Source organism: Streptomyces sp. NPDC111507 (genome assembly GCF_055638955.1).
In genome coordinates this window covers 185,815-210,160 of the sequence record NZ_JBVKBU010000005.1, presented here as the reverse complement: position 1 = coordinate 210,160, position 24,346 = coordinate 185,815, and the positions used below count along the sequence as shown (strand labels likewise).

General features: G+C 70.3%; 26 protein-coding genes. 14 read left to right on the top strand and 12 right to left on the bottom strand.

The features are described from left to right. Window positions 1-28: 28 nt before the first annotated feature. A complete protein-coding gene (locus ACZ7M2_RS22150) occupies window positions 29-1,168 on the bottom strand; it encodes an inorganic phosphate transporter (RefSeq protein WP_471596698.1) in 1,140 nt (379 codons plus the stop codon). A gap of 771 nt (window positions 1,169-1,939) precedes the next feature. On the opposite strand from ACZ7M2_RS22150, the gene ACZ7M2_RS22145 reads away from it, so the two are divergent. From ACZ7M2_RS22145 to ACZ7M2_RS22130, 4 genes are all read left to right on the top strand, one after another. Continuing rightward, on the top strand, window positions 1,940-2,131 hold the full coding sequence (locus ACZ7M2_RS22145; RefSeq protein ID WP_471596697.1) for a hypothetical protein: 192 nt from the start codon (window positions 1,940-1,942) through the stop codon (window positions 2,129-2,131). A gap of 31 nt (window positions 2,132-2,162) precedes the next feature. Continuing rightward, window positions 2,163-3,248, top strand: a complete 1,086-nt coding sequence (locus ACZ7M2_RS22140) for an S-(hydroxymethyl)mycothiol dehydrogenase (RefSeq protein WP_352045195.1) — start codon at window positions 2,163-2,165, stop codon at window positions 3,246-3,248. Further along, window positions 3,248-3,877, top strand: a complete 630-nt coding sequence (locus ACZ7M2_RS22135; RefSeq protein ID WP_352045196.1) for an MBL fold metallo-hydrolase — start codon at window positions 3,248-3,250, stop codon at window positions 3,875-3,877. The genes ACZ7M2_RS22140 and ACZ7M2_RS22135 overlap by 1 nt, the downstream gene beginning before the upstream one ends. Window positions 3,878-3,999: 122 nt before the next feature. Then, window positions 4,000-4,914: an SDR family oxidoreductase gene (locus ACZ7M2_RS22130; protein ID WP_471596696.1), complete on the top strand. Its 915-nt coding sequence runs from the start codon at window positions 4,000-4,002 to the stop codon at window positions 4,912-4,914. 2 nt (window positions 4,915-4,916) lie between these two features. Here ACZ7M2_RS22130 and ACZ7M2_RS22125 read toward each other — a convergent pair whose 3' ends face one another. Further along, window positions 4,917-5,453 (bottom strand): hypothetical protein, encoded by a 537-nt coding sequence (locus tag ACZ7M2_RS22125; RefSeq protein WP_471596695.1) that lies wholly within the window; start codon window positions 5,451-5,453, stop codon window positions 4,917-4,919. An 18-nt stretch (window positions 5,454-5,471) separates the two neighbouring features. On the opposite strand from ACZ7M2_RS22125, the gene ACZ7M2_RS22120 reads away from it, so the two are divergent. Then, window positions 5,472-6,248 carry an SDR family NAD(P)-dependent oxidoreductase gene (locus ACZ7M2_RS22120; protein ID WP_471596694.1) on the top strand — a complete coding sequence of 259 codons (777 nt, stop codon included), beginning with the start codon at window positions 5,472-5,474 and terminating at the stop codon, window positions 6,246-6,248. On the opposite strand, the gene ACZ7M2_RS22115 is transcribed toward ACZ7M2_RS22120, so the two are convergent. Next, window positions 6,214-7,632, bottom strand: coding sequence for a pyridoxal phosphate-dependent decarboxylase family protein (locus tag ACZ7M2_RS22115; protein WP_471596693.1), 1,419 nt, complete (start codon window positions 7,630-7,632; stop codon window positions 6,214-6,216). The two genes, ACZ7M2_RS22120 and ACZ7M2_RS22115, sit on opposite strands and share 35 nt — an antisense overlap. A 180-nt stretch (window positions 7,633-7,812) precedes the next feature. Between ACZ7M2_RS22115 and ACZ7M2_RS22110 the strand changes: the two genes are divergently transcribed. Continuing rightward, window positions 7,813-8,508: a L,D-transpeptidase family protein gene (locus ACZ7M2_RS22110; RefSeq protein WP_075028209.1), complete on the top strand. Its 696-nt coding sequence runs from the start codon at window positions 7,813-7,815 to the stop codon at window positions 8,506-8,508. A 28-nt stretch (window positions 8,509-8,536) separates the two neighbouring features. Here the strand turns inward: ACZ7M2_RS22110 and ACZ7M2_RS22105 are convergent, their stop codons facing one another. Continuing rightward, window positions 8,537-9,739, bottom strand: a complete 1,203-nt coding sequence (locus tag ACZ7M2_RS22105) for a Gfo/Idh/MocA family protein (protein WP_471596692.1) — start codon at window positions 9,737-9,739, stop codon at window positions 8,537-8,539. 184 nt (window positions 9,740-9,923) lie between these two features. Here ACZ7M2_RS22105 and ACZ7M2_RS22100 point away from each other — a divergent pair, with 184 nt between their 5' ends. After that, on the top strand, window positions 9,924-11,096 hold the full coding sequence (locus ACZ7M2_RS22100; RefSeq protein WP_471596691.1) for an ROK family protein: 1,173 nt from the start codon (window positions 9,924-9,926) through the stop codon (window positions 11,094-11,096). A gap of 103 nt (window positions 11,097-11,199) precedes the next feature. Next, complete coding sequence (locus ACZ7M2_RS22095) at window positions 11,200-11,388, top strand: hypothetical protein (RefSeq protein ID WP_060896602.1); 189 nt, start codon at window positions 11,200-11,202, stop codon at window positions 11,386-11,388. Between the two features lie 119 nt (window positions 11,389-11,507). Here the strand turns inward: ACZ7M2_RS22095 and ACZ7M2_RS22090 are convergent, their stop codons facing one another. Together ACZ7M2_RS22090 and ACZ7M2_RS22085 are read right to left on the bottom strand one after the other, a co-directional pair. Beyond that, window positions 11,508-12,890 carry a S1 family peptidase gene (locus ACZ7M2_RS22090; RefSeq protein ID WP_352045204.1) on the bottom strand — a complete coding sequence of 461 codons (1,383 nt, stop codon included), beginning with the start codon at window positions 12,888-12,890 and terminating at the stop codon, window positions 11,508-11,510. A gap of 115 nt (window positions 12,891-13,005) precedes the next feature. Next, a complete protein-coding gene (locus ACZ7M2_RS22085; RefSeq protein ID WP_471596690.1) occupies window positions 13,006-13,836 on the bottom strand; it encodes an SAM-dependent methyltransferase in 831 nt (276 codons plus the stop codon). A 137-nt stretch (window positions 13,837-13,973) separates the two neighbouring features. Between ACZ7M2_RS22085 and ACZ7M2_RS22080 the strand changes: the two genes are divergently transcribed. After that, window positions 13,974-14,735, top strand: coding sequence for a type 1 glutamine amidotransferase domain-containing protein (locus tag ACZ7M2_RS22080; protein WP_471596689.1), 762 nt, complete (start codon window positions 13,974-13,976; stop codon window positions 14,733-14,735). A gap of 15 nt (window positions 14,736-14,750) precedes the next feature. On the opposite strand, the gene ACZ7M2_RS22075 is transcribed toward ACZ7M2_RS22080, so the two are convergent. Beyond that, window positions 14,751-16,097, bottom strand: coding sequence for an NAD(P)/FAD-dependent oxidoreductase (locus ACZ7M2_RS22075; protein WP_471596688.1), 1,347 nt, complete (start codon window positions 16,095-16,097; stop codon window positions 14,751-14,753). Between the two features lie 229 nt (window positions 16,098-16,326). Between ACZ7M2_RS22075 and ACZ7M2_RS22070 the strand changes: the two genes are divergently transcribed. Both ACZ7M2_RS22070 and ACZ7M2_RS22065 read left to right on the top strand, forming a co-directional pair. Then, complete coding sequence (locus ACZ7M2_RS22070; RefSeq protein ID WP_403704356.1) at window positions 16,327-16,965, top strand: HAD family acid phosphatase; 639 nt, start codon at window positions 16,327-16,329, stop codon at window positions 16,963-16,965. Window positions 16,966-17,009: 44 nt separating this feature from the next. Further along, a complete protein-coding gene (locus ACZ7M2_RS22065) occupies window positions 17,010-17,396 on the top strand; it encodes a PPOX class F420-dependent oxidoreductase (protein ID WP_471596687.1) in 387 nt (128 codons plus the stop codon). 194 nt (window positions 17,397-17,590) lie between these two features. On the opposite strand, the gene sigJ is transcribed toward ACZ7M2_RS22065, so the two are convergent. From sigJ to ACZ7M2_RS22050, 3 genes are read right to left on the bottom strand one after another with little or no spacing between them, the layout of a single operon-like run. Next, the gene (sigJ, locus tag ACZ7M2_RS22060) at window positions 17,591-18,523 is read right to left on the bottom strand and encodes an RNA polymerase sigma factor SigJ (protein WP_471596686.1); all 933 of its coding nucleotides are present in this window, start codon (window positions 18,521-18,523) and stop codon (window positions 17,591-17,593) included. 7 nt (window positions 18,524-18,530) lie between these two features. Beyond that, a complete protein-coding gene (locus ACZ7M2_RS22055) occupies window positions 18,531-19,355 on the bottom strand; it encodes an SDR family oxidoreductase (protein WP_471596685.1) in 825 nt (274 codons plus the stop codon). Then, window positions 19,352-19,777 (bottom strand): hypothetical protein, encoded by a 426-nt coding sequence (locus tag ACZ7M2_RS22050; RefSeq protein WP_471596684.1) that lies wholly within the window; start codon window positions 19,775-19,777, stop codon window positions 19,352-19,354. The genes ACZ7M2_RS22055 and ACZ7M2_RS22050 overlap by 4 nt, the downstream gene beginning before the upstream one ends. 303 nt (window positions 19,778-20,080) lie before the next feature. Between ACZ7M2_RS22050 and ACZ7M2_RS22045 the strand changes: the two genes are divergently transcribed. From ACZ7M2_RS22045 to ACZ7M2_RS22035, 3 genes are all read left to right on the top strand, one after another. Beyond that, window positions 20,081-20,605 (top strand): hypothetical protein, encoded by a 525-nt coding sequence (locus tag ACZ7M2_RS22045; RefSeq protein WP_403704365.1) that lies wholly within the window; start codon window positions 20,081-20,083, stop codon window positions 20,603-20,605. Window positions 20,606-20,961: 356 nt separating this feature from the next. Beyond that, on the top strand, window positions 20,962-21,942 hold the full coding sequence (locus tag ACZ7M2_RS22040; protein ID WP_471596683.1) for a pectate lyase family protein: 981 nt from the start codon (window positions 20,962-20,964) through the stop codon (window positions 21,940-21,942). Between the two features lie 36 nt (window positions 21,943-21,978). Further along, the gene (locus tag ACZ7M2_RS22035; protein WP_471596682.1) at window positions 21,979-22,785 is read left to right on the top strand and encodes a pectate lyase; all 807 of its coding nucleotides are present in this window, start codon (window positions 21,979-21,981) and stop codon (window positions 22,783-22,785) included. 62 nt (window positions 22,786-22,847) lie between these two features. On the opposite strand, the gene ACZ7M2_RS22030 is transcribed toward ACZ7M2_RS22035, so the two are convergent. After that, on the bottom strand, window positions 22,848-23,276 hold the full coding sequence (locus tag ACZ7M2_RS22030; protein WP_107096582.1) for a Zn-ribbon domain-containing OB-fold protein: 429 nt from the start codon (window positions 23,274-23,276) through the stop codon (window positions 22,848-22,850). A 132-nt stretch (window positions 23,277-23,408) separates the two neighbouring features. Beyond that, on the bottom strand, window positions 23,409-24,083 hold the full coding sequence (locus ACZ7M2_RS22025) for a TetR family transcriptional regulator (protein ID WP_471597009.1): 675 nt from the start codon (window positions 24,081-24,083) through the stop codon (window positions 23,409-23,411). Window positions 24,084-24,346 lie beyond the last annotated feature (263 nt).

Sequence of the window (24,346 nt, the reverse complement as noted above, 5' to 3'; positions counted from 1 at the left end):
GCTGCCGGACGGGATGGGCGGCCGGCTCTCACGCCGCAGGCTGTTGCACGCACTCGGCCGGCCGGGCGGGCAGTTCGTTGACGTTGTCCGGAGTCACGGGCCGGTGGCGCGACAGGGCCCAGAACCCGGCCGCCGCCGCGGCCGCGACGGCGGCCACCAGGGCCACGCCCGCGGTGCCGTGGCCGGCGGTCCAGGCCGCCGCGCCGCCCACGGCCGCCGCCGCGGGCAGCGTGAGCAGCCAGGACAGTGCGATGCGCCCGGCCACACCCCACCGCACCTGGGCCAGCCTGCGGCCCAGGCCCGCGCCCAGGATGCTGCCGGTGCACACCTGCGTGGTCGACAGGGGGAATCCCATGTGGGACGAGGCGAGAATCACGGCCGTCGCGCTGGTCTCGGCCGCGAAGCCCTGCGGCGCCTCGATGTCGGTGAGCCCCTTGCCCATGGTGCGGATGATGCGCCACCCGCCCGTGTACGTGCCGAGCGCGATCGCCGTTCCGGAGATGAGTACCACCCACCAGGGCGGCGCGGAGTCGTGGGCGAGCGCCCCGGTCGAGATGAGGGCCAGGGTGATGACCCCCATGGTCTTCTGCGCGTCGTTGGTGCCGTGGGCCAGCGCCACCAGCGACGCCGAACCGACCTGCCCCCGGCGGAATCCTCGCCGCGCCTGGTCGGGGGCCGTCCGCCGGGTGATGACGTAGGCGAAGTAGGTCGCCAGCAGGGCCACGACACAGGCGACGAGCGGCGAGACGACGGCGGGGATCAGGATCTTCTCGACGATCGCTCCGAACTGCACCGCGGATGTGCCGGCGCCCACCCACACCGCGCCGATCAGCCCGCCGAACAGCGCGTGCGACGAACTCGACGGCAGCCCGGCGAGCCAGGTCAGCAGGTTCCACAGGAGAGCGCCGACCAGCCCGGCGAAGATCATCACCAGGGAGACCTTGGCGTCGTCCACGATGCCGCCGGAGATGGTCCTGGCAACCTCCGTGGACAGGAACGCGCCCGCCAGATTCAGCGCTCCCGCGACGGCGACGGCCACGCGTGGTCTCAGGGCCCCGGTGGCGATCGACGTCGCCATCGAGTTGGCCGTGTCGTGGAACCCGTTGGTGAAGTCGAAGGCCAGGGCCGTCAGGACGACCACGACGAGGAGGAACGAGACGGTACCCACGGGGGGACCTCCGAAGACAGGACGGCCCCCACGTCCGCCGTGCCGCCCCCCGCCCGGACGTCTTCCACGCTAGGCGGCTCCTCCCGGGCCCGCGACCGGGGGCCCGGCCGGGGGCCCGGCTCACGTCGGCCCCGGCGCCGCTCACGCGGTCGCCGAAGGCCGGTCGCCGGGCGAAGCGCCGCCACCCTTCCGATCAGCGCGAGTTCGGCCGCCGCGCCGTGCGTCCGTCGCCGCCCTGACCGGTCTCCAGGGCACGGCCTCGACGAGGTGGGGCCGCCGGTCCTGGACGTCGTGGCCCACGGCGACCGGGCGTACCTCCACATGTCCCACCCGTCCGAGCCGCGCGCGGCGACGGGCGGCTTCGCGGTCGTCCGCGAGGCCGGCCGTCGTGGTGCTCGCCGTCGGCGCGAGCCTCGACCCGGTGCCGCGCCCCACCGGGGGGTGCCACCACGGGGCAGGATCTCGCGGATGTCGTGCTCGCCGAGCCCTCCTGGCGCGGCACATCCGCCCAGCACGTCGCCGAGACGCTCGTCCATGTCCGGGACCGCCCGTCCTGCTCCCGTGAACCGCTGTCCGGTGGCCGTCGTCGGCCGGGGGCCAGGCGGGGCTGTCGGTCGGCTACTGCCTGCACGAGCGCGGTATCGAACACGTCGTCCAGGCGCACCGGGTCGGCCACGCGTGGCGCGAGCGCCGCTGGGACTCGTTCTGCCTGGTCACCCCCAACTGGCAGTGCAAACGGCCCGGTCACCCCCGCGCGCCGCGCGTCCCGATGTGCGGCTGGTGATCGCGGGCGGCGAGACCCTCTTCGACTACCGGACGAGGCGGGAGGCCCGGGCCGCCGGACTCGGCGTCCAGCCGGTCGTCCGTGATCTGCCCGTCCTGCGTGAGGTCTTCGGGTCCGCCGCCCGTCACCTGGCGTTCTACCGTCAGGTTACCGGCGGGTCACACCGTAGGGTCGGTTGACGAACGTCGATCTACGGAAGGGTTCACCACCATGGCGCAGGAAGTACGTGGCGTGATCGCCCCGGGCAAGAACGAACCGGTGCGGGTCGAGACCATCGTCGTGCCGGATCCGGGGCCGGGAGAGGCCGTGGTGAAGATCCAGGCGTGCGGGGTCTGCCACACCGACCTGCACTACAAGCAGGGCGGCATCAACGACGACTTCCCCTTCCTGCTCGGCCACGAGGCGGCCGGGATCGTGGAGTCGGTCGGCGACGACGTCACGGACGTGGCTCCCGGCGACTTCGTCGTCCTCAACTGGCGTGCGGTGTGCGGGCAGTGCCGGGCCTGTCTGCGCGGGCGGCCCTGGTACTGCTTCAACACGCACAACGCCAAGCAGAAGATGACGCTCAAGGACGGCACCGAACTGTCCCCGGCCCTGGGCATCGGCGCCTTCGCGGACAAGACCCTGGTCGCCGCCGGACAGTGCACCAAGGTCGACCCCGCGGTCTCCCCGGCGGTCGCCGGTCTGCTCGGCTGCGGGGTGATGGCGGGCATCGGCGCCGCCATCAACACCGGCAACGTCGGCCGCGGGGACTCCGTCGCCGTCATCGGCTGCGGTGGCGTCGGCAACGCCGCGATCGCCGGAGCCCGGCTGGCCGGCGCCGCGAAGATCATCGCCGTCGACATCGACGACCGGAAGCTCACCACCGCCTCGAAGCTCGGCGCGACCCACACCGTCAACTCCACCTCGGCCGACCCCGTCGAGGCGATCCAGGGACTCACCGGCGGCTTCGGGGCCGACGTCGTCATCGACGCGGTCGGCCGCCCGGAGACGTACCAGCAGGCCTTCTACGCCCGCGACCTCGCCGGCACGGTCGTCCTCGTCGGCGTGCCCACCCCCGAGATGAAGCTCGAACTGCCGCTCCTCGACGTCTTCGGACGCGGTGGCGCCCTCAAGTCGTCCTGGTACGGCGACTGCCTGCCCTCGCGCGACTTCCCGATGCTCATCGACCTGCACCTCCAGGGGCGGCTGGACCTGGACGCGTTCGTGAGCGAGACGATCGCCCTCGACGGGATCGAGGCCGCCTTCGAGCGGATGCACCACGGTGACGTGCTGCGTTCGGTGGTGGTGCTGTGATGAGCGCCAGGATCGAGCACCTTGTCACCTCGGGCACGTTCTCGCTCGACGGCGGCACCTGGGACGTCGAGAACAACGTGTGGATCGTCGGCGACGACCACGAGGCGATCGTCATCGACGCCGCACACGACGCCGACGCCATCGCCGCGGCGGTGGGCGACCGGCGGCTGCTGGCCATCGTGTGCACCCACGCCCACAACGACCACATCGACGCCGCGCCCGCCCTCGCCGAGCGCACCGGCGCCACCATCTGGCTGCACCCCGACGATCTGCAGCTGTGGAAGCAGACCCACCCCGACCGGCTCCCCGACGCCTGGCTGCAGGACGGGCAGGTGATCGAGGCGGCCGGCGCGGACCTGACCGTCCTGCACACACCCGGCCACGCCCCGGGCGCGGTCTGCCTCCACGACCCGGGCCTGGGCACCGTCTTCACCGGTGACACGCTCTTCCAGGGCGGGCCCGGAGCCACCGGGCGCTCCTTCTCCCACTTCCCGACGATCGTCGAGTCGATCCGCGAGCGCCTGCTCACCCTCCCGGCCGACACGGTCGTCCGCACCGGGCACGGGGACTCGACCACGATCGGTGCCGAGGCCCCGCATCTGGAGGAGTGGATCAAGCGCGGTCACTGACCGGGCGGGCCCGTCGCGACACACCAGCGAATCACGACAGGAGATGTCCGGCTTCCGAGGGACGCTCGTGGGGACAGACGGGCGAAGGCAGCCCGTGATCGCCACGAGCACGGAGGTCGGACATGCCAGGGCCGTTGGACGGCAGGGTCGCGCTGGTCGCGGGAGCGACCCGAGGAGCCGGCCGGGGAATCGCGGTGGAGCTCGGCGCGGCCGGCGCCACCGTCTACGTCACCGGACGCAGCACGCGCGAACGGCGCTCCGAGTACGACCGCCCCGAGACGATCGAGGACACGGCGGACCTGGTCACCGCGGCCGGAGGCGTCGGCATCGCGGTGCCCACCGACCATCTGGTCCCCGCTGAGGTCGCGGCCCTGATCGCCCGCATCGCGGACGACCAGGGCCGCCTCGACGTCCTCGTCAACGACGTCTGGGGCGGCGAGAAACACTTCGAGTGGGACACCCCGCTCTGGGAGACCGACCTCGACCAGGGCCTCGGGCTGCTGCGCCGGGCCGTCGAGACGCACGCGATCACCAGCCACCACGCACTGCCCCTGCTGCTGCGCACCCCCGGCGGCCTTGTCGTCGAGATGACGGACGGCACCGCCGAGTACAACCGGGACACCTACCGGGTCTCCTTCTTCTACGACCTCGCCAAGGCGTCCGTCCTGCGCATGGCGTTCTCCCTCGGCCACGAACTCGGCCCGCGCGGTGCCACCGCCCTCGCGCTCACCCCCGGCTGGCTGCGCTCGGAGATGATGCTCGACACCTTCGACGTCCGCGAGGAGAACTGGCGGGACGCCCTCGAGCGCGTCCCGCACTTCGCCATCTCCGAGACGCCCTTCTACGTCGGCCGCGCCGTGGCCGCGCTGGCCGCCGACCCGGACGTCGCGCGCTGGAACGGCCGCTCGCTCTCCAGCGGGCAGCTCGCCCAGGAGTACGGCTTCACCGACCGCGACGGCAGCAGGCCCGACGCCTGGCGTTATCTCGTCGAGGTCCAGGACGTGGGCGGGCCGGCGGACGCGACGGGGTACCGGTGAACTCAGGTGGGGCGCACCGGCACCAGCGGCCAGCGCGCGGAGTGGCCCGGGGGCAGCGTCAGATCGTTCCGCACGGCCGCGTAGTAGCCCTCGCGCCCGGCACGCTGGCGCTCCAACAGGGTCTGCCATGCCTGCGGGTCACGCGTCCCGTCGCGCAGGAACTGCTCCATCTCCATCACCCTGACCACCCACGTCCGGGCCCGCTCCACCACCTCCGGACTGCCCAGGAGGATCAGCGTCTCCCCGGACGGATCCCGCGCGAGGGTGGCCTCGGCCAGCAGCGGCTCGGCCTCCTGCGGGGACAAGGGGTGCGGGTGCGGGTCGTTGCCCAGGTAGGACGCCACCCGGTAGGTCAGAGTGACGCTCTTCTTGAGCGACCGCGCGTAGTCGGCGTACACCGCGAGCCGCCGTTCCTCCCAGCGGGCCGTCTGCTCCCGACGGAAGCGGGCCCGATCGCCTCGCACGATCGCCAGATACGAGCCGAGGGCACCGATGACCACGCCGATCAGTGCCGGAAGTTGTTGTATGAACGCGGACATGGGCGCACGGTATCCGTCATGAGGCGCTTTGAAGGATACGGAGTTCTGATCACGGGCGCGGCCCGCGGCATCGGCGCGGCCACCGCCCGCCGGCTGGCCGAGGAGGGCGCCCGGGTGCTCGTCACGGACGTCGACCGGGCCGAGGCGGAGAAGACGGCCGCCTCGATCCGTGAACTGGGGGCGCAGGCCGAGGAGTTGGCGTGTGACGTGGGGGACCGGGCGGCGGTGGAGACGGCCGTCGCGTACGCCGTGGACTCCTTCGGCTCGCTCGACGTCCTGGTCAACAACGCGTACGGGTGCTCTCCCGACGCCCCGCTCTTCGAGAACGAGCCGGACGAGGTGTGGGCCCGTGACCTCGACCTCACCCTGACCGGCGCATACCGCTGCAGCCGCGCGACCCTCCCGCACCTGGTGGCCTCGGGCCGGGGCGCCATCGTCAACATCGGTTCGGTGAACGGCATCCAGGACTTCGGCAACCATGCCTACAGCGCGGCCAAGGCGGGCCTCATGTCCCTCACCCGCACCCTCGCGGGGCACGCGGCGTCCCGTGGTGTGCGGGTCAACCTGGTCGCACCGGGCACGGTCCGCACCCCGGCGTGGGAGGGCCGCGACGGCGATCTCGCCCAGGCGTCGGGGATCTATCCGCTCGGACGGGTCGGTGAACCGGACGACATCGCGGCCGCCGTCGCCTTCCTCGCCTCCCGGGACGCGGCATGGATCACCGGGACCACGCTGTGCGTGGACGGCGGCCTCACCGCGGTCAACACGGGTTTCCGTAGCGCGGTGAGGCCGTGAGAGCGGCCGACCGCAGGACGGAGAACACCCTCTCGGTGTCGGCCTTCGTCGTACGCCAGTTGCTGAAGGCGGCCCGCAGTCCCTGAGTCCCCGCGTACACGGTCGGCGTCACGTAGGCCTCGCCCGAGGCCGCGACCGCCGCCGCCAGCGCGTGCACCCGCTCCGGCGTGGGGTCGTCCGCGAGGGTGAAGCAGACGACGTTGAGCCGGACGGGCGCCAGGAGCCGCAACTCCGGTACGTCCGTGATGCGTTCGCCCAGCAGCCGGGCGAGCGCGATGTTCCGCTCGACGATCTCGCGATGCCCCTCGCGTCCGTACGCCATCAGCGAGAACCACGCCGGAAGCGCCCGCAGCCGACGCGAGTTCTCCGGTGTGAGGTGCAGGAAGTCGGGGTCGCCGGTCGGCAGGCCCAGGTACGGGGACTCGTTGTGGAAGACCCGGACCTGGAGATCCCGGCGGCGCGTGAACTGCACGGCCGCGTCGTAAGGGACGTTGAGCCACTTGTGCAGGTCGACACAGACGGAGTCGGCCGCGTCGAGCCCGTCGACGAGATGCGCGTACGACGGTGACAGCGCGGCGAAGCCACCGAACGCCGCGTCCACGTGCAGCCAGAAGTCGTACCGCTCCTTGAGCGCGACGATGGCCCGCAGATCGTCGAAGTCGACGGTGTTCACGGTTCCGGCGTTCGCCACGACGACCGCCGGGCGCCCGTCGAGCGCCTCGAGGGCGGCGGCCAGCCGCTCGACGTCGACGGCCTCACGGTTCCCGGGCAGCACCGGCACCGTGCGCAGCCGGTCCCGGCCGATGCCGAGCACGGACAGCGCCTTGGTGACACTGGAGTGGGGGGAGCCGGACAGCACGTCGACCGGTCCGAGCGCGGCGGCGCCCTCCCGTGACACGGACACGCCCAGCCGCTCGCCGAGCCACTCCCGCGCGATCGCCAGACCGACCGTGTTCGAGACGCTCGCGCCGGTCACGAACGCCCCGCTGTGTGCCTCGCCCAGTCCGAACAGCTCGCGCAGCCAGCCCACCGTCTCTTGCTCCAGCGCGCTCGCCGACGATCCGCCGCCGCCGGACACGTTCTGGTCGTACGCACCGGTCAGCCAGTCCCCGGTGAGCGAGGCGGGCGTCGCGCCGCCGGTGACGAAGCCGAGGTAGCGGGGCCCCGCGGAACCGGAGAATCCGGGCGCCCAGCGCTCGGCGAACCGGCTCAGCGCCCCCTGCGCGCCGTGCCCCTCGGCGGGCAGGGGCTCGGGGTCGGGCACCTTTCCGGGGTGAGCGACGGGACGCCCGTCGAGTCCGTCCACCTCCCCGGCGGCGAAGTCACGGGCGGACTGCAGGAGCTCGGGAAGCCGGGAGAGATCGTTCGCGAGTGTGCGGTGCATGGCGGCAGCGTAGATCGGGCGGCGCACCCGGAGCCTGGTCCAATCCGGGGTAACTGGACTGCTCCCGATGTCACCGTTTCGTCGCAGACCGGACAGCCGTACAACGCCTGCGCCCCCACGCGGGTCTAGCAGGCGGAGAACGAGGGAAACACCCGGAAAACGCAGACAGAAGGGCCTGACATGGGGGACATACGCAGACGGGGAGCCGTCGCTCTGGGGATCACCGGACTGGTGGCGCCGCTGACGCTCGCGCTGGGCACGGCGCCCGCGCAGGCCGCGAGCTGTACGACACAGACCGGCCCGTACCAGAAGCAGGTGGAGAAGTTCCTCGGCCGACCGGTCGACGGCCGGCAGTCCACCGCCGACTGCAAGGCGATCCAGGCCTTCCAGACCAAGCACGGCATCACCCCGAACGCGGGCTACGCCGGGTCCGTCACCTGGGGCGTGATGGACCTGATGAACAAGCAGAAGGCCGTCGGCAACAAGCCCAACAAGGACGGCAAGTGCCCCGTCAACAAGGGCCGCATCGCCTGCGTCAACCTGACCCTCCAGCTCAGCTGGATCCAGGACGGCAGCAGGCTCGTCTACGGTCCGGTGCCGGTCCGCACGGGACGCGACGGGTACGAGACCCGCACCGGTCTGAAGAAGATCTACTGGCGGGACATCGACCACGTCTCGAACATCTACAACGTGCCCATGCCCTACAGCCAGTTCTTCGACGGCGGCCAGGCCTTCCACTCGGTCGGCCTGAGCATGTGGAACCCGCCCGGCTCGCACGGCTGCGTCAACATGACCACGACGACCGCCAAGAAGTACTGGTCGCTGCTGAAGAACGGCGACGACGTCTTCGTGTACGGCCGCAAGCCGGGCACCTGACGGCACCCGGCCCCGCCCGGGGACGTCATCACGCCTCGGGCGCGTCCCCGAAGTCCGGGATCTCCAGCCTGACCCCGCCCTGCCGCGCGGACTCGTGCGCGACGATGCCCGGCAGGGTGTAGCGGGCCGCGACCCACGCGTTCACCGACGGCAGCGTCCGGGTGTTGACCGCGGTCACGAAGTCGTCCACCAGGAAGTGGTGGCTGCCCTCGTGACCGTTGTGCAGGTGGTCGAACTCCCGGGGGAGCCGCGCCCGGTCGTGCACGGGCGCCGACCCGGACGTGAACGCGGCCCGCAGCGCCGGCGCGATGTGCTGGAGCGAGGGATCGTCCGGCGCCAGCGTCGGCTTCGGCTCGAGCAGCTCCGTGATGTCCCGCACCCCCTTCTTGTCCTGCCAGCAGCTCACCGTGGCGAGCTGCTCCATGCTGGCGTCGGTCCCGAAGAACCGGAAGCGGGACTCCCGGATGTGCGAGGGATATCCGACCCGCCGGAACTCGTTCGTGCGGAACGAGCCGCCGCCCGCCACCTCGAACAGCGCCGTCGCGTTGGAGAAGTCGTTGCCGAACTGGCTGACCTCCTTGTCGAACACCCCGTCCCCGCGCTCGTCGCGCACCCCGATCGCCGACACACTCACCGCGTGCGTCCGCCAGGCGCCGAGCACCCCGCCCACCGAGTGCGTCGGGTACAGGAGCGGCGGATAGCTGGCGGTCGCCTTCCAGTTCTCGCCGCCGCTGTACTGGTACGCCTCGTAGAACCCGAGATCCATGTCGTGGACGTAGTCGCCCTCGGCGTAGAACAGCCGCCCGAAGGCGCCCTCGGCGATCTGGTTGCGGGCGTGGACCGTCGCCGGGTTGTACTGGCTGGTCTCGCCCATCATGTACGTCAGTCCGGTCGCCCGTACCTCGTCGATGATCGCGGCGATCTCGTCCCGGGTGATGGCCATCGGCACCGCGGAGTAGACATGCTTGCCCGCCCGGAGTCCCTGGAGCACCAGCGGCCCGTGGGTCCAGCGCTGGGTGAAGATCGCGACGGCGTCCACCGCCTGCGACTCCAGCATCGCCTCGTACGAGGGGAAGGTGCCCGACAGCCCTTCGGCGGACGCCAGTTCCTCCGCCCGTTCGGGGAGCAGATCGGTGACGTGGACATCGGCGACGCCTGGGTGGGCGAGGAACAGCTTCGCGAACTGGCCGGAGAACTGGCCGGCGCCGACGATGCCGAGAGAGAACGTCATCTGAGCAACATCCTTCACTGGTGGAGACTTCACGGGTCGGGCTCGTCCTGGACTCATTTACTTTTGATGCGGAACAATCAAGGCGTCAAGAGTCCAGTACGCATCTTTTCCGGCGAACTGTCGCGCCATAGAGTGATGTCATTAATTCCGAGGCAAAATAAAACCTTGTGGGAGTCCCACCCTCATGACCACACGTGCCGCCGCCGGCTGGCTGCCGCTGAGTCCGGGTGAGCGTGCGGTGGCGATCGAGGTGCTCGTGCACGGGCCGCTGTCGCGCAGCGAGATCGCGCGCCGCCTGAACCTGTCGGCGGGCAGTCTCACCCGGCTGACCAAACCGCTGATCGAGTCCGGCCTGCTGATCGAGGCCGCCGAGTCGGGGGAGGGGGAGAGCGCCGAGGTACGGCAGGGGCGTCCCTCGCAGCCCCTGGACATCGTCGCCGAGTCCCGTTCCTTCATCGGATTCAAGATCACCGAAGACATGGTCTACGGCGTCGTCACCACCCTGCGCAGCGACATCGTGGCGCGTCACGACCGCCCGCTCACCACCCACACCCCGGCCGAAGTCGCCGACCTGCTGGCGGAGATGACCGAGGAACTCACCCGGTCCTTTCCCGCGCCGGCCGGCATCGGCATCGGGGTCGGCGGCCGTGTCGAGAAACGATCGGTCGTCGCCGAGTCGGCCTTCCTCGGCTGGACGGACGTCCCGCTGGCCGAACTCGTCGCATCGCGCACCGGGTTGCCGGTGGTCGTCGAGAACGACGTCGCCGCTCTCGTGGAGGCCGAGACCTGGTTCGGCGCCGGCCGTGGACTCGACCGCTTCGTGGTCCTCACCATCGGCGCCGGGATCGGCTACGGCCTCGTCCTCGGCGGCAGCCGGGTCGCCTCCGTCGAGGACGGGCGGGGCGTGGGCCGCCGCTGGATCGTGAACCCGTACGGCCCCCTCACCCCCGAAGGGGAACGCGGCAGCGCCATCTCCCTGCTGACCATCCCCAGCATCCGCTACCAGGTCAGTGCCGCCACCGGTGAGGACCTGACCTATGAGGAGATCCTCGCCCGTGCCGCGGCGGGTGACCCGCTGCCGGCCCGCGTCCTCGACGAGGCGGCCCGCGCGCTCGGCACCCTCGTCGCACAGATCGCCAACTTCGCCATGCCGCAGAAGATCCTGCTCGCCGGAGAGGGTGTCGGACTCGTCGACGTGGCGGGCCCGGTTGTCGAGGAGACGATCCTCACACACCGGCACCCGCAGGCCGATCCGGTCAATATGGAGACGAAGGTCTCCGACTTCCACGACTGGTCGCGCGGGGCCGCGGTGCTGGCCATTCAGGTGCTGGTGCTGGGGACGCGGGAGAGACGGTGAGCAGGTGCGGAGGGTGATCCCACGTCGGACGAGTGATCAGGTTCACGGTCCGTATTGTCGTAAGGCGCACCTTTACTCACAGCGCCTTCACGCCAAGGCCCGTATGCTTCACACCATGTCCACCACTCCTGAAACCGACTCCGTGCGGTCCGCCGCCGATGTCAACGAGGAGATCCGGGCCCTGTGGTTCCGGGCCGGTGGGACGCTGAGCATGGAGGAGCGGCGGGAGTACCAGCGGCTCGTCCTGGAGTGGGCGGAAGCCGCCCCCCAGTCGCCCACTCAGGCGGCGTGAGCCCGCTCGGCCGCCCCGCGGTCCCGTGACGAACGGGGCGTGACTCCTGACTGCGAGTCTCCGCCCCGTCCCCTCGTTCGGCCCGGCCTCAGCCCCAACTCTGCTCGTTCGGCCCCGCCTCAGCCCCAACTCTGCGAGTACTGCCGCCGGTAGCGGTTGCGATCCTGTTCCGTACGGATGTACCGCGTGGCGACCAGCGCGATGATGCTGCCGGCGATGACCAGCAGCCCCGGACCGATGTTCTGCGGGTCCGTGAGGCGGGTGAGGAGCGGCTCGGAGGCGCCCGACCCGACCGCCTGGACCGAGCCGGGCGCGGCGGATCCCGGCACGACGGCCGCGCCCTGCGAGGACGCGGGGGCGGGGGAGGACTGGGCGGTGGCTCCCGCCGCGCCCTGGGCGGCCGCACCCGGTCCGGTCAGTTTCACCCCGAGCGCCGTGAGTGCTTTGGTGATCGGCTGGAAGAACGTCGTACCGCCCGCGGTGCAGTCCCCGTTGCCCCCCGAGGTCACGCCGAGCGCGATGCCCTCCGAGAACAACGGACCGCCGCTGTCGCCCGGTTCGGCGCACACGTTGGTCTCGATCAGACCGGTCACGGTGCCCTCGGGGTAGTTGACCGTCGCGTTGAGCGCCTTCACCTCACCGTCGTGGAGTCCACTGGTGCTGCCGCTGCGGAAGACCCGCTGGCCGACCGTCGGATCGGCGGTGCCGATGATCTGGACGCCCTTGCCGCCCCCGATCGACACGACGTTGTTCCCGGTGTCGTTCTGGCCGTTGTTGTACTGGATGAGGGAGAAGTCGCTGCCGGGGAACGCCGTGGTGACCGTCTGCCCCAACTGCTTGGCGCCCTGGTTGTCCCCGAACCAGACGGACCCGGCCGGCCCGCAGTGCCCGGCCGTCAGGATGAACTCGTTGCGCCCGTTGGTCACGTTGTAGCCCGCCGAACACCGCCCGCCGGTCGAGAACATCGGCAGGGCGGCGTTGAGCCGCGTGGTGAACGTGCCCTCGGTCCGCTCCATGCGGACCGAACTGCCCATGCTCGCGGCGAGCTTCTTCATTTGGGACCAGTCGGAGGCGGACACGGTGCGGTCGGCCTGCACCACCACCTCGTTGTGGACGTAGTCCATGGCCCAGGCGGTGCCCGCGACTCGTGGCGCCGCCTTCAGCGCCTTCGTCACGGACTTGAGGTCCTCCATGCTGTGACTCACGACCTTGGGCCGGGCACCCGCCTTCTTCACCTCGGCCGCCGCGGCCGAGTCGGTCACCGCGACCACGGGGTGTCCGTCGGCGGCGATCCAACTGCCCGCCGTACGCGAGGTGCCGAGGGTCGACACCAGACCCGCGCCCTTGCCCGCGGCGGCCAGGGTGGCGCTCTGGGGGGCACGTGACGCGGCGGACGGCTCGCTCGCCATGGCGTGCGTCACCATCAACCCTCCGCAGAGGACCCCGCCGACGGCCGCGAGTCGCGTCCCTCGTCGGACGATCCGTCGTCGTGCGTGCCTCATGCATGGGCTCCCGAAGCCGTACGGTGCGGCGTCGACGCCGCCGGGGCTCCGGTCGTGAGCCCTCCTTCCATACGTGCGCCCGTGCCCTCGCGTTCACCCCCGGCCGCTCTCCGGTTCAGGGTTTGCGGCCCACCCCGCCGAACATGGCCACTTCCACCGGTTCGTCCCCGTCCGTCGGCTGCGGACGCCAGCGCGAACAGGAGACGACACCTGGCTCCAGGAGATCGAGACCGTCGAAGAACCGGGCGACCGCCTCGGGAGTGCGCTGGGTGATCCAGGGCGTGCCGTGCTGGTTCCAGTAGGAGACGGCGGCGTCCACGTCAGGCATCACCGGGCTGGTGATCGTGTGCGAGAGGACCAGATGGCTCCCCGAGGGCAGCCCGTCCAGCAGCCGGCGCACGATGTCGTACGCCTCCGCGTCGTCGGCGATGAAGATGACGACGCCGAGCAGCATCAGCCCGACCGGCTCGCTCAGGTCCAGTGTCCTCGCGGCGCGTTCGAGGATGGCGTCCACATTGCGGAGGTCCTCGTCGAGATGGTCGGTGCGGCCCTCGGGGGCACTGGTGAGCAGGGCGCGGGCGTGCGTGAGGACCAGCGGGTCGTTGTCGACGTAGACGATCCGGGCGTCCGGTGCGAGCCGCTGCGCCACCTCGTGCGTGTTGTCCGCGGTCGGCAGGCCGGTGCCTATGTCGAGGAACTGGCGTATTCCGCACGCGGTGACCAGATGGCGTACGGCGCGTCCCAGGAACAGCCGGTCCGCCCGCGCGTAGTCGCCGATCCCCGGGTGCAGTTGGCGGATCCGCTCTCCGGCCGCCCGGTCGACCTCGTAGTAGTCGCCGCCGCCGAGCCAGTAGTTCCAGATCCGGGCCGTGTGCGGGCGGGTCGTGATGATCCGGCTGAGCACCCCCTCGGCGGGGAGTTCCGAGGCGGCCGGGTTCTCGGGCACGGAATCAGCTCCTGGGCATTTCCTGTGATGATCTGTCAACGGGCAATGTAGGCGTCAACAAGCCATCGGAAAAGGGGAGTTGTCACTCTCCTGCCGGCCGCGCCATCGGCAACCCCGAGGCCTGCCATGATGGGCGCATGCGCGTGCTGATGCCGGTCCCCGACCGCGACTTCGACGTCACCGAAGTGGCCGTTCCCTGGCGGATCCTCACCGATGCGGGGCACGAAGTGGTGCTCGCCACCGAGCGCGCGGGCACCCGGCCGGCGGCGGACCCACGGCTGCTGAGAGGGGTGCTTTTCGGACAACTGGGCGCCGCCGAGGAACCCCATCGGTTCTACGAGCAGCTCACGAAGTCACCGGAGTTCACCTCCACCGTCTCCTGGACCGAGGCCGACGTCGAGCGGTACGACGGCCTGTTGCTGCCCGGCGGGCACGCACCCGGCATGCGGCAGTACCTCGGCTCGACGGCGCTTCACCAGCAGATCGCCCGCTTCTGGGCCCTCGGGCGGCCCGTCGGCGCGATCTGCCACGGCGTCCTGGTGCTCGCCCGCGCCCGCGACCTCACCACCGGCCGGGGCGTCCTGGCAGACCGGCGCACGACCTGCCTGCCCAAATACATGGAACGCACGGCCTACTTCACCACCGCCTGGCGCCTCGGCCGCTACTACCGCACCTATCCCGCCTACGTCGAGGACGAGGTCAGGGCGGCCCTCGCCGACCCGGGAACGCAGTTCGTACGCGGCCCCCGCACCCTGACCCGGCGCGGCACCGCCACCGACGACACGGACGCCTTCGTCGTCGAGGACGGCCGCTACCTCTCGGCCCGCTGGCCGGGCGACGCCTACCTCTTCGCCCGCCGCTACCTCGCCCTCCTGAACAGCCCCGCGTCTGCGGCGTGATCCGCCGGAGCGGCCCTAACGGCTCAGGCGGGCGGCGACCTCCTCCGGCGTCAGGTAGTTGTCGGTGTGCTCGAATTCCCGCAGGGTCCCCTTCCGGTCGGCGAGGAAGCCGGTGCGCACGAAGTCGTCGCCCGCGACCGCGTTGAGGAACCAGTTGGCGGCCGTACGGAACCGGGCCGTACCCGTGCGCAGCGCGTACAGGTGGTATCCACGGGCCACGACCTGCGCGGACACGCCCTTGAGGGCGATACCGAGCGGCTTGGACACCGCGTCGTGGCCGCCGAGGTCGACGACCAGGCCGAGGTCCTTGTGCTTGTACGGTGTCATGGGCTGCCCCCGCAGCAGCGCCGCCAGGTTCTTCGCCGCGTGCCGGCCCTGCCGGGCGGCGTGCTGGGCGGTCGGCGGACAGTAGGAACCGTCGGCCCTGGCCAGGTCGGGCACGGCGGCCGCGTCACCCAGCGCGAACACCCCGTCCAGGCCCGGCACCTTGAAGTCCGTCTCGGCGAGGACCCGGCCGCGTACGGTCTCCGCGCCCAGCGAGTCGACCAGTGGGCTCGCCGCGACACCGGCCGTCCACACCAGTGTCCGTGACGGCAGTACCCGGCCGTCCGTGAGGGTGATCTTGCCTTCCGTGACCGAGGCGACGGTCGTCTTGAGCGAGATCTCCACACCGCGCTCGCTCAGCAGACGCAGCGCACTCGCCCCGAGCTTGTCACCGAGCTCCGGGAGGAGCTTGGGGGCGACGTCCACCAGGTGCCACTTGATGAGCCCCGGATCCAGGCGAGGGTGGTAGCGCTTCGACGCGGCGGTGGTCAGGCGCTGCAGACAGGCCGCGGTCTCGGCGCCCGCGTATCCGCCGCCGACCACGACGAACTGCAGTCGCGCCGCCCGCTCGTCCTCGTCCGACGTGGCCGCGGCCAGGTCGAGTTGGGCGATCACATGGTCACGCAGATACACCGCCTGGGCGAGCGTCTTCATCCCGCGCGCCTCGTCGAGGAGACCGGGGATGTCGAAGGTGCGGGTCACGCTGCCCGGCGTGAGCAGCAAGTAGTCGTACGACAGATCGACGAACTCCCCCGTGATCTTGCGTACGACGCACCTCTTGGACGCGGGGTCCACGCCGATCACCCCGCCCGGCAGGAACGTCGTACGGCGCAGGATCCGGCGCAGCGAGGGGGCCACGGACTGCGGGGTGACGACACCGGCGGCGACGTGCGGCAGCAGCGGCAGATAGAGCTGGTAGTCGGTGGGGCTGACGAGGGTGATCCGGGCGTCACCCGGCTGAAGGGCGTGCTCGAGTCCGCGTGCGCACTCGACGCCGGCGAACCCGCCGCCGACGATCACGATGTTCGGTGCGTCCATCCCAGCTACCTCTCTCCGTGTGCCGACATCGTGGCCCGCCACCCGCGAGCCCAGGCTCACACGGGATGACCCTCAGTGCCACCCCGCGCCGGAGCGGAGGACGGCGGCCACAAGTTCTTCTACCGATCAGTAACTTCGTCTTCCCTTCTTGTACATCCTCAGGCACGATCATCTGTCCAGCGGCGACGGTCGAGGCACCTCGCCGCTCCGACGTGAAAAGGGGACGAGCATGACAGGACGCGGTGTGGGGCGCCGGATCGGCGCGGTCTCGGCGGTCGTGGCGCTGGGCATCGGGGGGACGGTCACCGCTGCGGGGACCGCCGCCGCGGCTCCGGCCCAGACGACGGTGAGCGCGACGGCGACGACGGCCGCGGTCGACTACGCCACCTGGCAGAGCGACGTCAAGGCGGTCATCGACCAGGCACGGCCCTACGTCGAGCAGCGCACCGCGAACGCCGCCGGGCAGAAGCTGGCCCTCGTCTTCGACATCGACAACACCACGCTGGAGACGGACTTCCACCCGTGGTACGAACTGCCGACCCCGGCGGTCAAGCCCTCGCTCGACCTCGCCCGCTACGCGCGCTCCCGCGGTGTCGACATCTTCTTCATCAGCGCACGCCCGGGCATCATCTCCTCCTTGACGCAGTGGAACCTGACGACCGTCGGCTACCCGGTCTCCGGTCTCTACACGCGCGACCTGCCCGATCTGTTCGACGAGGTCAGCGCCTACAAGACCAGCAAGCGCGCGGAGATCGAGTCGCGGGGCTACACGATCATCGCCAACGTCGGCAACAACGACTCCGACCTCGTCGGCGGCCACGCCGAGCGCACGTTCAAGCTGCCGGACTACAACGGGCAGCTGTCCTGAACGGACGGCGTGGACTCCCGGCCGTGACTGCTTAGACTCCCCGCATGGACGAGACGAAACTGGACGCGCTCGCTTCAAGCAAGTTCCTGCTGATCACGAGCTACCGCAAGAACGGTACGGGGGTGGCGACGCCGGTGTGGGTGGTCCGGGACGGTGCGGCGCTCGGCGCCTGGACCAGCGCGGACTCCTGGAAGGTGAAGCGGATCCGCAACCGGGCCGACGTCCTGGTGGGTCCGTGCGACGCGCGGGGCAATCCGACCGGGGAGCAAGTCCCGGCCACGGCGGAGATCCTCGATCAGGCCGGCTCCGCGCGCTACCGGCAGCTGATCGCCGGCAAGTACGGCATCCTCGGCCGTCTCACCCTCTTCGGCAGCCGTCTGCGGCGGGGCACGGACGGCACGGTCGGGATTCGCATCTCCCTGACCACGTGAGGCCCGACTATGTGAGGAGGGGGTGAGGGTCCGGCCACCGCCGGGCCCTCACCCCCTCCCTTCTGTGTCCCTGTCCGTGTCACCCGCAGCACGGCCCCGGAGGGCAACTCACCTGAACGGGCGGGAAGTTCACGGAGAACTTCGACCCCTCGTCCGACGTAACTCGTACGGTGGCCGGACAACGGCTCCGCTCCTCAGGGGGTTTCGTAGCCGGTCCAGGCATGGAGCTTGTCGGGGTTGAGGACCATCCACACGTCGGTGACCAGACCGTCGTGGATGTCCAGGGCGACGACGGCGATCGTGGTACCGGAGATGCGGACGCTGACACCGGGGGTGCCGTTGACGTCCTCCTCGACGAGTTCGACTCCGGGTTCGTTGCGCATGAGGCCGAGGAAGAGGCGGGCGACCTTGTCCCGGCCGATGACCGGGCGCAGGGCGGCGCGGACCCTGCCGCCTCCGTCGCTGCGAGACTCGACGGCGGGGTCGAGGAGCGCGACGAGCGTGTCGAGGTCGCCGGTCTGGCAGGCGTGGCGGAACGCGGTGACGATCCGCCGGTGCTCTTGCGCGGTGCTGCTGCCGGGACGTCGGTCGGCGATGCGCCGGCGGGCGGAGGAGGCGAGCCGGCGGCAGGCGGCGGGGGTGCGGCCCACGGTGTCGGCGATCTCGGTGAACGGCATGCCGAAGATGTCGTGGAGGACGAAGGCCACGCGCTCCGCGGGAGTGAACGAGTCCAGGACCACCAGCATGCCCATGCTGACCGACTCGTCGAGGGTGATCCGGTCGGCCGGATCGGCCCCGCCCTCATCACCCGTGCTGGTCCACGTGGCACTGTGCCGGACGGGCTCGGGCAGCCACTCACCGGTGTAGTGCTCGCGCCGGACGCGGGCCGAGGTGAGGTGGTCGAGGCAGATCCGCGAGGCGACCCGCGTCAGCCAGGCCAACGGTACGCCGATCGCCTGCTGTTCCTCCTCGGGCAGGCTGTACCAGCGGGCGTAGGTCTCCTGGACCACGTCCTCGGCGTCCTGCAGCGATCCGAGCATGCGGTAGCCGACGTTGAGCAGACGGCGGCGTTCGGCCATGAGCGTGCCGAGGGTGGGGTCCTGGGCGGGTCCCGGGGGTGTGGACACGGGGCCGTCATCCTCCCTGGTGGGCGTGGTGAGCGGTGTGCAGGGTGAGCCATTCGTCGAAGGTCTGGCTGCCGCGGGGGCCGGGCCCGGCGGGGAGCAGGCCCTCGCCGGTCATGGCCGTGCCGGTGGCGCCGGGCATTTTCACGGGCACCAGCAGCCGGTGCCGGCGACGGGCCCGCAGGAGTCGGCCTGTCATGTCGACGAGCTGTTCGACACGGGGTCCGGCCAGTTCGGGGGCCATGCCCTGCGCCGGGGCGGAGACGAGTTGGACGAGGCGGTGGGCGACCTCGCGGGCGGCGACGGGCTGGGTCCGCATCCGGGGTACCACCGCGAGTGGTCCAGGGACGCGGTCGAGGATCTGCTGGGCGAACTCGTGGAACTGGGTGGCGCGCAGCACCGTCCACGCCGTCCGCCCGCTCTTGAGCACGTCTTCCTGGCGCAGTTTTCCCTGGTAGTAGCCGAGGCCGACCCGGTCGATCCCGACGATCGACAGCAGGACGTGGTGGCGAACCCCAGCCCGTTCACCGGCGTCCTGGAGGGTGTGGGCGACGCGGTCGAAGAACGCGATGGCTTTCTTGGCGCTCGTGGTCGTCACGTTCGTGACGTCGATGACCGCGTCCACGCCGGCCAGGGCTCCGTCGAGTCCGGTGCCGGTCACGAGGTCCACACCCGTGGAACGGGCCAGTACCACCGGGTGGTGCCCGGCCGCCGTCAGCTCCTCGACCACATGTCGTCCCACCAGTCCGGTTCCGCCCGCCACCGCCACCCGCATGCCGGGCTCCTCCTTCGTGCTCACGCTGCCCGTGTCGCCGTTGTCGCCGTTGTGGGTCATCGTGTGCGGTCCTGTCGTGCGGGGAGGGCGGGGAGCAGCAGGAGGGCCGCGAGCAGGATGAGTGCGGCGAGGAGGACTACGTTGAGGATCTGGTCGCGTGTGTTGTACATGTCGAGGTGCTGGACGTGGTAGCTGAAGTGCAGCACGTTGAAGAGCAACCACACGGCACCTGCCGTCTGGACCAGCCGGGTGTTGTGCACGTCGCGCAGGGCGATGACGGCCAGCACGGCCAGGGCCAGGAACATGGCTCCGGCGTCCTTGGCGAGGTGTTCGTTGTACGGGCCCAGCTGGGGCAGCCAGCTCAGTCCGAGGCCGGGGAAGTTCGCGTACCAGCTCGTCGGGGAGCAGTAGGCCCAGATGCCTGTGTACAGCCCGGTCACGGCCAGGAGGCCGAGACTGGCGTACCTGATTTTCGAGTTCATACCTCTATGACGAGACAGCCCCCTCGAATGTGAGGCGCGTTGCCCCGACCGTGTGAGGCCGGCCGCCACGCGCCTCCTTGGTGGGGACGTGTCCGGAGTGATGGAGCCCGCCGTTCGGCCGTACCGCGTTGAACAACCAAGCCGAGACCATGACTTCATCCGATGCTGTCAGGTCATCGACAAACCTTCAATCAAGGGTCTCCCGGTCCGGTCAAAGGGTCTACCCGCATAGACGCTTCTGGTGCTGTCATGCGCACGACCGCCCGGAACTTCTGCCGGGCACCACGTCGGGAGACCCCCACGATGTCCCGCATATCCCGCCCCCTCGTCACCTCCCTGTCCGCCCTCGCCCTCGCCGCCGCCGGCATCACCGTCGCTACCGGCAGCGCCCACGCCGCGACGTGCAGCCAGGCGTACCTTCCCCTGCCGGACCCCAGCTGCCAGCCCGGCGCCCTCAACCCGGACGTCACCCAGTCCACCATCGACTCCACGATCTGCGTCTCCGGCTGGACCGCGACCGTACGGCCCTCCAGCTCGTACACCACCGCCCTGAAGAAGAAGCAGATCGTCGAGTACGGCTACACCGACACCAGTACCTCGGACTACGAGGAAGACCACTTCGTGCCCCTGGAGCTCGGCGGTGCGCCGAAGAGCGAGCTCAACCTCTGGCCCGAGCCGCAGTACGGCACGAAGACCGCGGCCAACAAGGACACCGTCGAGAACAAGCTCAAGAAGGCCGTCTGCGCGGGTACGGTCTCGCTCTCCGACGCCCAGGACGCCATCATCAACGACTGGACCACCGCCCTCTCCGACCTCGGCCTCAGCTGACGCGCCACCGGTCGCGACGCGGCCGAACCACCTCGCCGGGCCCGATCCCTCCGCGGATCGGGCCCGGCTTCCTTGTGTCCACCGACCGGGCTGGGCGCGCGAGTTGGCCGGATGTGTGCTGCGCGAAGCGTTGACTAGAAAGCGCTTGCCCCTTACGTTTCCCGTTCAGCAGCCTGACCCGCGCATGGCATCTCATATGCGAGACATCAGATCTCCGAGCCGCATCACCTGGGAATGTGCGCCCTCCCTGGAGTTGACGATTCTCGGAGAAGGTGACGTGGGCGCCTCACGCTGTTCGCCATGGTGTACATCGTTCGCGTACATGACCTACGGCACTCCCGAAGGGACGCACCCGCATGCGTACTCGCCCCCCACGGACACGCACTCGCAGACTGGTCCTGGCCACGGCCACCGCCGCCACACTGGCCGTCACCACCGCTCTCGTCCTTCCGTCGTCCGCCTCGGCCGCCGACACCTCGCCGGTCGGCTTCGGAGCCGGGACCACCGGCGGCGGGGGAGCCACCGCCGTCACGGTCTCGACCCTCGACGCGTTCAAGGCGGCGGTCACCGGCGATGCCGCCAAGGTGGTGCGCGTGACCGGTCTGATCACGCTCAGCGGCCAGGTCGACATCGGCTCCAACAGCACCGTTCTCGGCGTGGGTTCGGCGTCCGGCTTCACCGGCGGCGGACTGCGGCTGAAGAAGGTGACCAACGTGGTCGTCCGCAACCTGAACATCAGCAAACCGCTCAAGCCGGCCGACGGCATCACCGTGCAGGCGTCCACGAAGGTGTGGATCGACCACAACGCCTTCTCGTCCGACCGTGACCACGGAAAGGACTACTACGACGGTCTGCTCGACATCAATCACGGCTCCGACCACGTCACCGTGTCCTGGAACACCTTCAAGGACCACTACAAGGGCTCGCTCGTCGGCCACAGCGACAACAACGCGAGCGAGGACACCGGGCATCTGCGGGTGACGTACCACCACAACTGGTTCGACAACGTCAACTCCCGCATCCCCAGCCTGCGCTTCGGCACCGGCCACTTCTACGACAACTACGTCGTCGGGGCCGACACCGCCGTGCACTCCCGCATGGGCGCCCAGATGCTCGTCGAGAACAACGTCTTCCGCACCACGACGGTCGCCGTCACGACCAACCGTGACAGCGACGCCGACGGATACGCCAACCTGCGCGGCAACGACCTCGGGGGAGCCGCCACCGAGATCTCGCAGGTGGGCACCTTCACCACCCCGCCCTACAGCTACACCGCCGAGCCCGCCTCGAGTGTCGTCGCCTCGGTGACGTCCGGCGCGGGCGCCGGAAAGCTCTGACCGCCCCCACGTTCGTTCAGAAGGAGGAATCGGGACATGACCTCGTCAGCACGCCCGCGCGCCCGACGGCGCGCCCTCACCGGCTCCCTGGCCGCAGTCGGCCTGTCGGCTGTCATGATCATGGCAGAAGGTGGCCTGTCTCCTGCGAGTGCCGCCACCTGGCCCACCGCGAACGGCAGTCAGGCCGTCTCCGCCACCATCTCGGTCTCCGGTACCAAGGACTACGGGATGAAGCGGCTCTACGGCACCGGTGACCTGGGCTCCGGCAGCCAGGACGAGGACCAGGGACCGATCCTGGAGCTGGCCGCCGGCACCGTTCTGAAGAACGTCATCATCGGCGCCCCCGCCGCGGACGGCATCCACTGCCTGGGCGGCTGCACGCTGCAGAACGTCTGGTGGGAGGACGTCGGCGAGGACGCGGCGACGTTCCTGGGTTCGTCGTCGTCCAACGTCTACACCGTGTCGGGCGGCGGCGCGAAGGCAGTCAGTGACAAGGTGTTCCAGTTCAACGGCGCCGGAACGCTGAACGTCTCGAACTTCGCGGTGCAGACCTTCGGCACGTTCGTCCGCTCGTGCGGCAATTGCAAGACGCAGTACAAGCGGGCGATCAACCTCAACGGGATCGAGGCCACCTACAAGGGAAGCAAGCTCGTCGGCATCAACACCAACTACGGCGACAGCGCGACCCTCAAGGCCATCAGGATCGTCGGGGACTCCAGCAAGAAGATCATCCCCTGCCAGAAGTACATCGGCAACAACACGGGGGCCGAACCGACCACGAACGGGACCGGCCCCGACAGCACCTCCTGCAAGTACGCGACGTCCGACATCACGTACGGCTGAGGGTTCTCTCCCGGTGGCTGGGCGAACTGGCGGCCCGGGCCGGTTCGTCCAGCCGGCCCATGTCAACTCCAGCCGCGATAGGGGCCGTCGATGAGCTGGAACACGGGCTGGCTGCGCACCGGGTCCTGAGCGGTGGAGAGTTGGACCCGGTCGCCGCTGTGGACGTCGGCGGGCGCGCCCATCACCCGGCCGCGCACGGTGAACCCCTCCGCCATCTCGATGAGGGAGACGTTACGAGCCGCCGGGGTGTTGCGGTGGACGATGGTGGAGTGGCGCACGACGCCGGCTCCCGCGCTCGTCTCCGTTCGCAGGTCGCTGCCCGCGCAGACCGGGCAGAGAAGGCGGTGGTACATCGCCGTCCCGCACCAGCGGCACCGCTGGAAGAGGAGAGCGTCCGAGGACGACGTCCCGTTCGGCGCGGAGTCGCTGCCGAGTATGTCCGTCGCGGGTCCGACGCCCGGATGAAGGGCGATTCCTGAGGGGTACACGATGTCATCTCCCTGCACTGGGCCGGAGTCTGAGGTGCCCGGAATGCCGCGCACGAGCCACAGGGTATGGCACTGAGTGCCACTCGTAAAGGCACTCGGTACCCTCACCTGAGGAAGTGGGTGTGATTCGGCGTCTCACTCCCGGCCGAACGCGGACTCGATCTCCCGTACGACGCGCCACATCGGTGCCCCGCGCCGGGAGATCACGACGACCACGTCCTCCTCTTCCTCGCCCGGCGCGCCACCGTCTCCGGGGGAGCCGCCGAACGAGGTCTGTACATATCCCAGCGCGTGGTCCACCGCGGTGTCGGGGTCGCTCTGTCCGTCCGAACGTAGCCAGGAGCGCAGGGCGTTGTTGTGCGCGGCGACCACCGCCGCGGCGATGACGTCGGCCTGCAGGGTGCCGTCGGGCCGGCCGGCGAAGCGGCCGCGCAGATACTCCGCGAGCGCGCGCTCGTAACGCCAGACGACCGACAGTTCGTACGCGCGCAGGCCGGGGACCTTCTTGGTGAGGCGGTAGCGCTGCACGGAGAAGGTCGGGTTCTCGGCGTACATGCGCAGCACCAGCCGGGCGGCGTCGCACACCCTGCGTACCGGCTCCTCCTCGCCGGTGCCGGCACCCAGGAACGCCGTCATGTCGGTCAGGCAGCGCTCGTGGTCCGGGAAGACCACGTCCTCCTTGGACGGGAAGTAGCGGAAGAAGGACCGTCGGCCGACACCGGCGAGCGTGACGATGTCGTCAACCGTGGTCTGCTCGTACCCGCGCTCCAGGAACAGCTGGAAGGCCGCCGCGACCAGCGCGTCCCGCATGGGCGGCTTCGCCGTCGTCGTGTCTGCGGTGTCGCCGCCACGGGGTTCCTCGCTCATGGACGGAACCTAGCATCGCGCGGGAAGTGTGGCACTCAGTGCACATGATCGAGGGAACTGAGTGCTCCCGATGAAGGTGCAGGTCGATCGCGTGCCCCGTCGGTGAAGGCGTCGGCGTCGGCGTCGGAGCTCGGAGCTCGGCGCTCGGCGCTCGGTCCGACGCGGGCGACCGTGGACCGGCCGCCGTCGAGTCGCCGCGGAACAAC

Coding starts and splice junctions, on each gene's coding strand:
- ACZ7M2_RS22110 (WP_075028209.1), top strand. CDS start 7,813: ATGGGGGACATACGCAGACGGGGAGCCGTCGCTCTGGGGATCACCGGA.
- ACZ7M2_RS22095 (WP_060896602.1), top strand. CDS start 11,200: ATGCTTCACACCATGTCCACCACTCCTGAAACCGACTCCGTGCGGTCC.
- ACZ7M2_RS22125 (WP_471596695.1), bottom strand. CDS start 5,453: ATGTCCGCGTTCATACAACAACTTCCGGCACTGATCGGCGTGGTCATC.
- ACZ7M2_RS22120 (WP_471596694.1), top strand. CDS start 5,472: ATGAGGCGCTTTGAAGGATACGGAGTTCTGATCACGGGCGCGGCCCGC.
- ACZ7M2_RS22035 (WP_471596682.1), top strand. CDS start 21,979: ATGACCTCGTCAGCACGCCCGCGCGCCCGACGGCGCGCCCTCACCGGC.
- ACZ7M2_RS22065 (WP_471596687.1), top strand. CDS start 17,010: ATGGACGAGACGAAACTGGACGCGCTCGCTTCAAGCAAGTTCCTGCTG.
- ACZ7M2_RS22075 (WP_471596688.1), bottom strand. CDS start 16,097: ATGGACGCACCGAACATCGTGATCGTCGGCGGCGGGTTCGCCGGCGTC.
- ACZ7M2_RS22045 (WP_403704365.1), top strand. CDS start 20,081: ATGTCCCGCATATCCCGCCCCCTCGTCACCTCCCTGTCCGCCCTCGCC.
- ACZ7M2_RS22055 (WP_471596685.1), bottom strand. CDS start 19,355: ATGACCCACAACGGCGACAACGGCGACACGGGCAGCGTGAGCACGAAG.
- ACZ7M2_RS22025 (WP_471597009.1), bottom strand. CDS start 24,083: ATGCGGGACGCGCTGGTCGCGGCGGCCTTCCAGCTGTTCCTGGAGCGC.
- ACZ7M2_RS22050 (WP_471596684.1), bottom strand. CDS start 19,777: ATGAACTCGAAAATCAGGTACGCCAGTCTCGGCCTCCTGGCCGTGACC.
- ACZ7M2_RS22080 (WP_471596689.1), top strand. CDS start 13,974: ATGCGCGTGCTGATGCCGGTCCCCGACCGCGACTTCGACGTCACCGAA.
- ACZ7M2_RS22070 (WP_403704356.1), top strand. CDS start 16,327: ATGACAGGACGCGGTGTGGGGCGCCGGATCGGCGCGGTCTCGGCGGTC.
- ACZ7M2_RS22135 (WP_352045196.1), top strand. CDS start 3,248: ATGAGCGCCAGGATCGAGCACCTTGTCACCTCGGGCACGTTCTCGCTC.
- ACZ7M2_RS22105 (WP_471596692.1), bottom strand. CDS start 9,739: ATGACGTTCTCTCTCGGCATCGTCGGCGCCGGCCAGTTCTCCGGCCAG.
- ACZ7M2_RS22090 (WP_352045204.1), bottom strand. CDS start 12,890: ATGAGGCACGCACGACGACGGATCGTCCGACGAGGGACGCGACTCGCG.
- ACZ7M2_RS22140 (WP_352045195.1), top strand. CDS start 2,163: ATGGCGCAGGAAGTACGTGGCGTGATCGCCCCGGGCAAGAACGAACCG.
- ACZ7M2_RS22115 (WP_471596693.1), bottom strand. CDS start 7,632: ATGCACCGCACACTCGCGAACGATCTCTCCCGGCTTCCCGAGCTCCTG.
- ACZ7M2_RS22130 (WP_471596696.1), top strand. CDS start 4,000: ATGCCAGGGCCGTTGGACGGCAGGGTCGCGCTGGTCGCGGGAGCGACC.
- ACZ7M2_RS22100 (WP_471596691.1), top strand. CDS start 9,924: ATGACCACACGTGCCGCCGCCGGCTGGCTGCCGCTGAGTCCGGGTGAG.
- ACZ7M2_RS22040 (WP_471596683.1), top strand. CDS start 20,962: ATGCGTACTCGCCCCCCACGGACACGCACTCGCAGACTGGTCCTGGCC.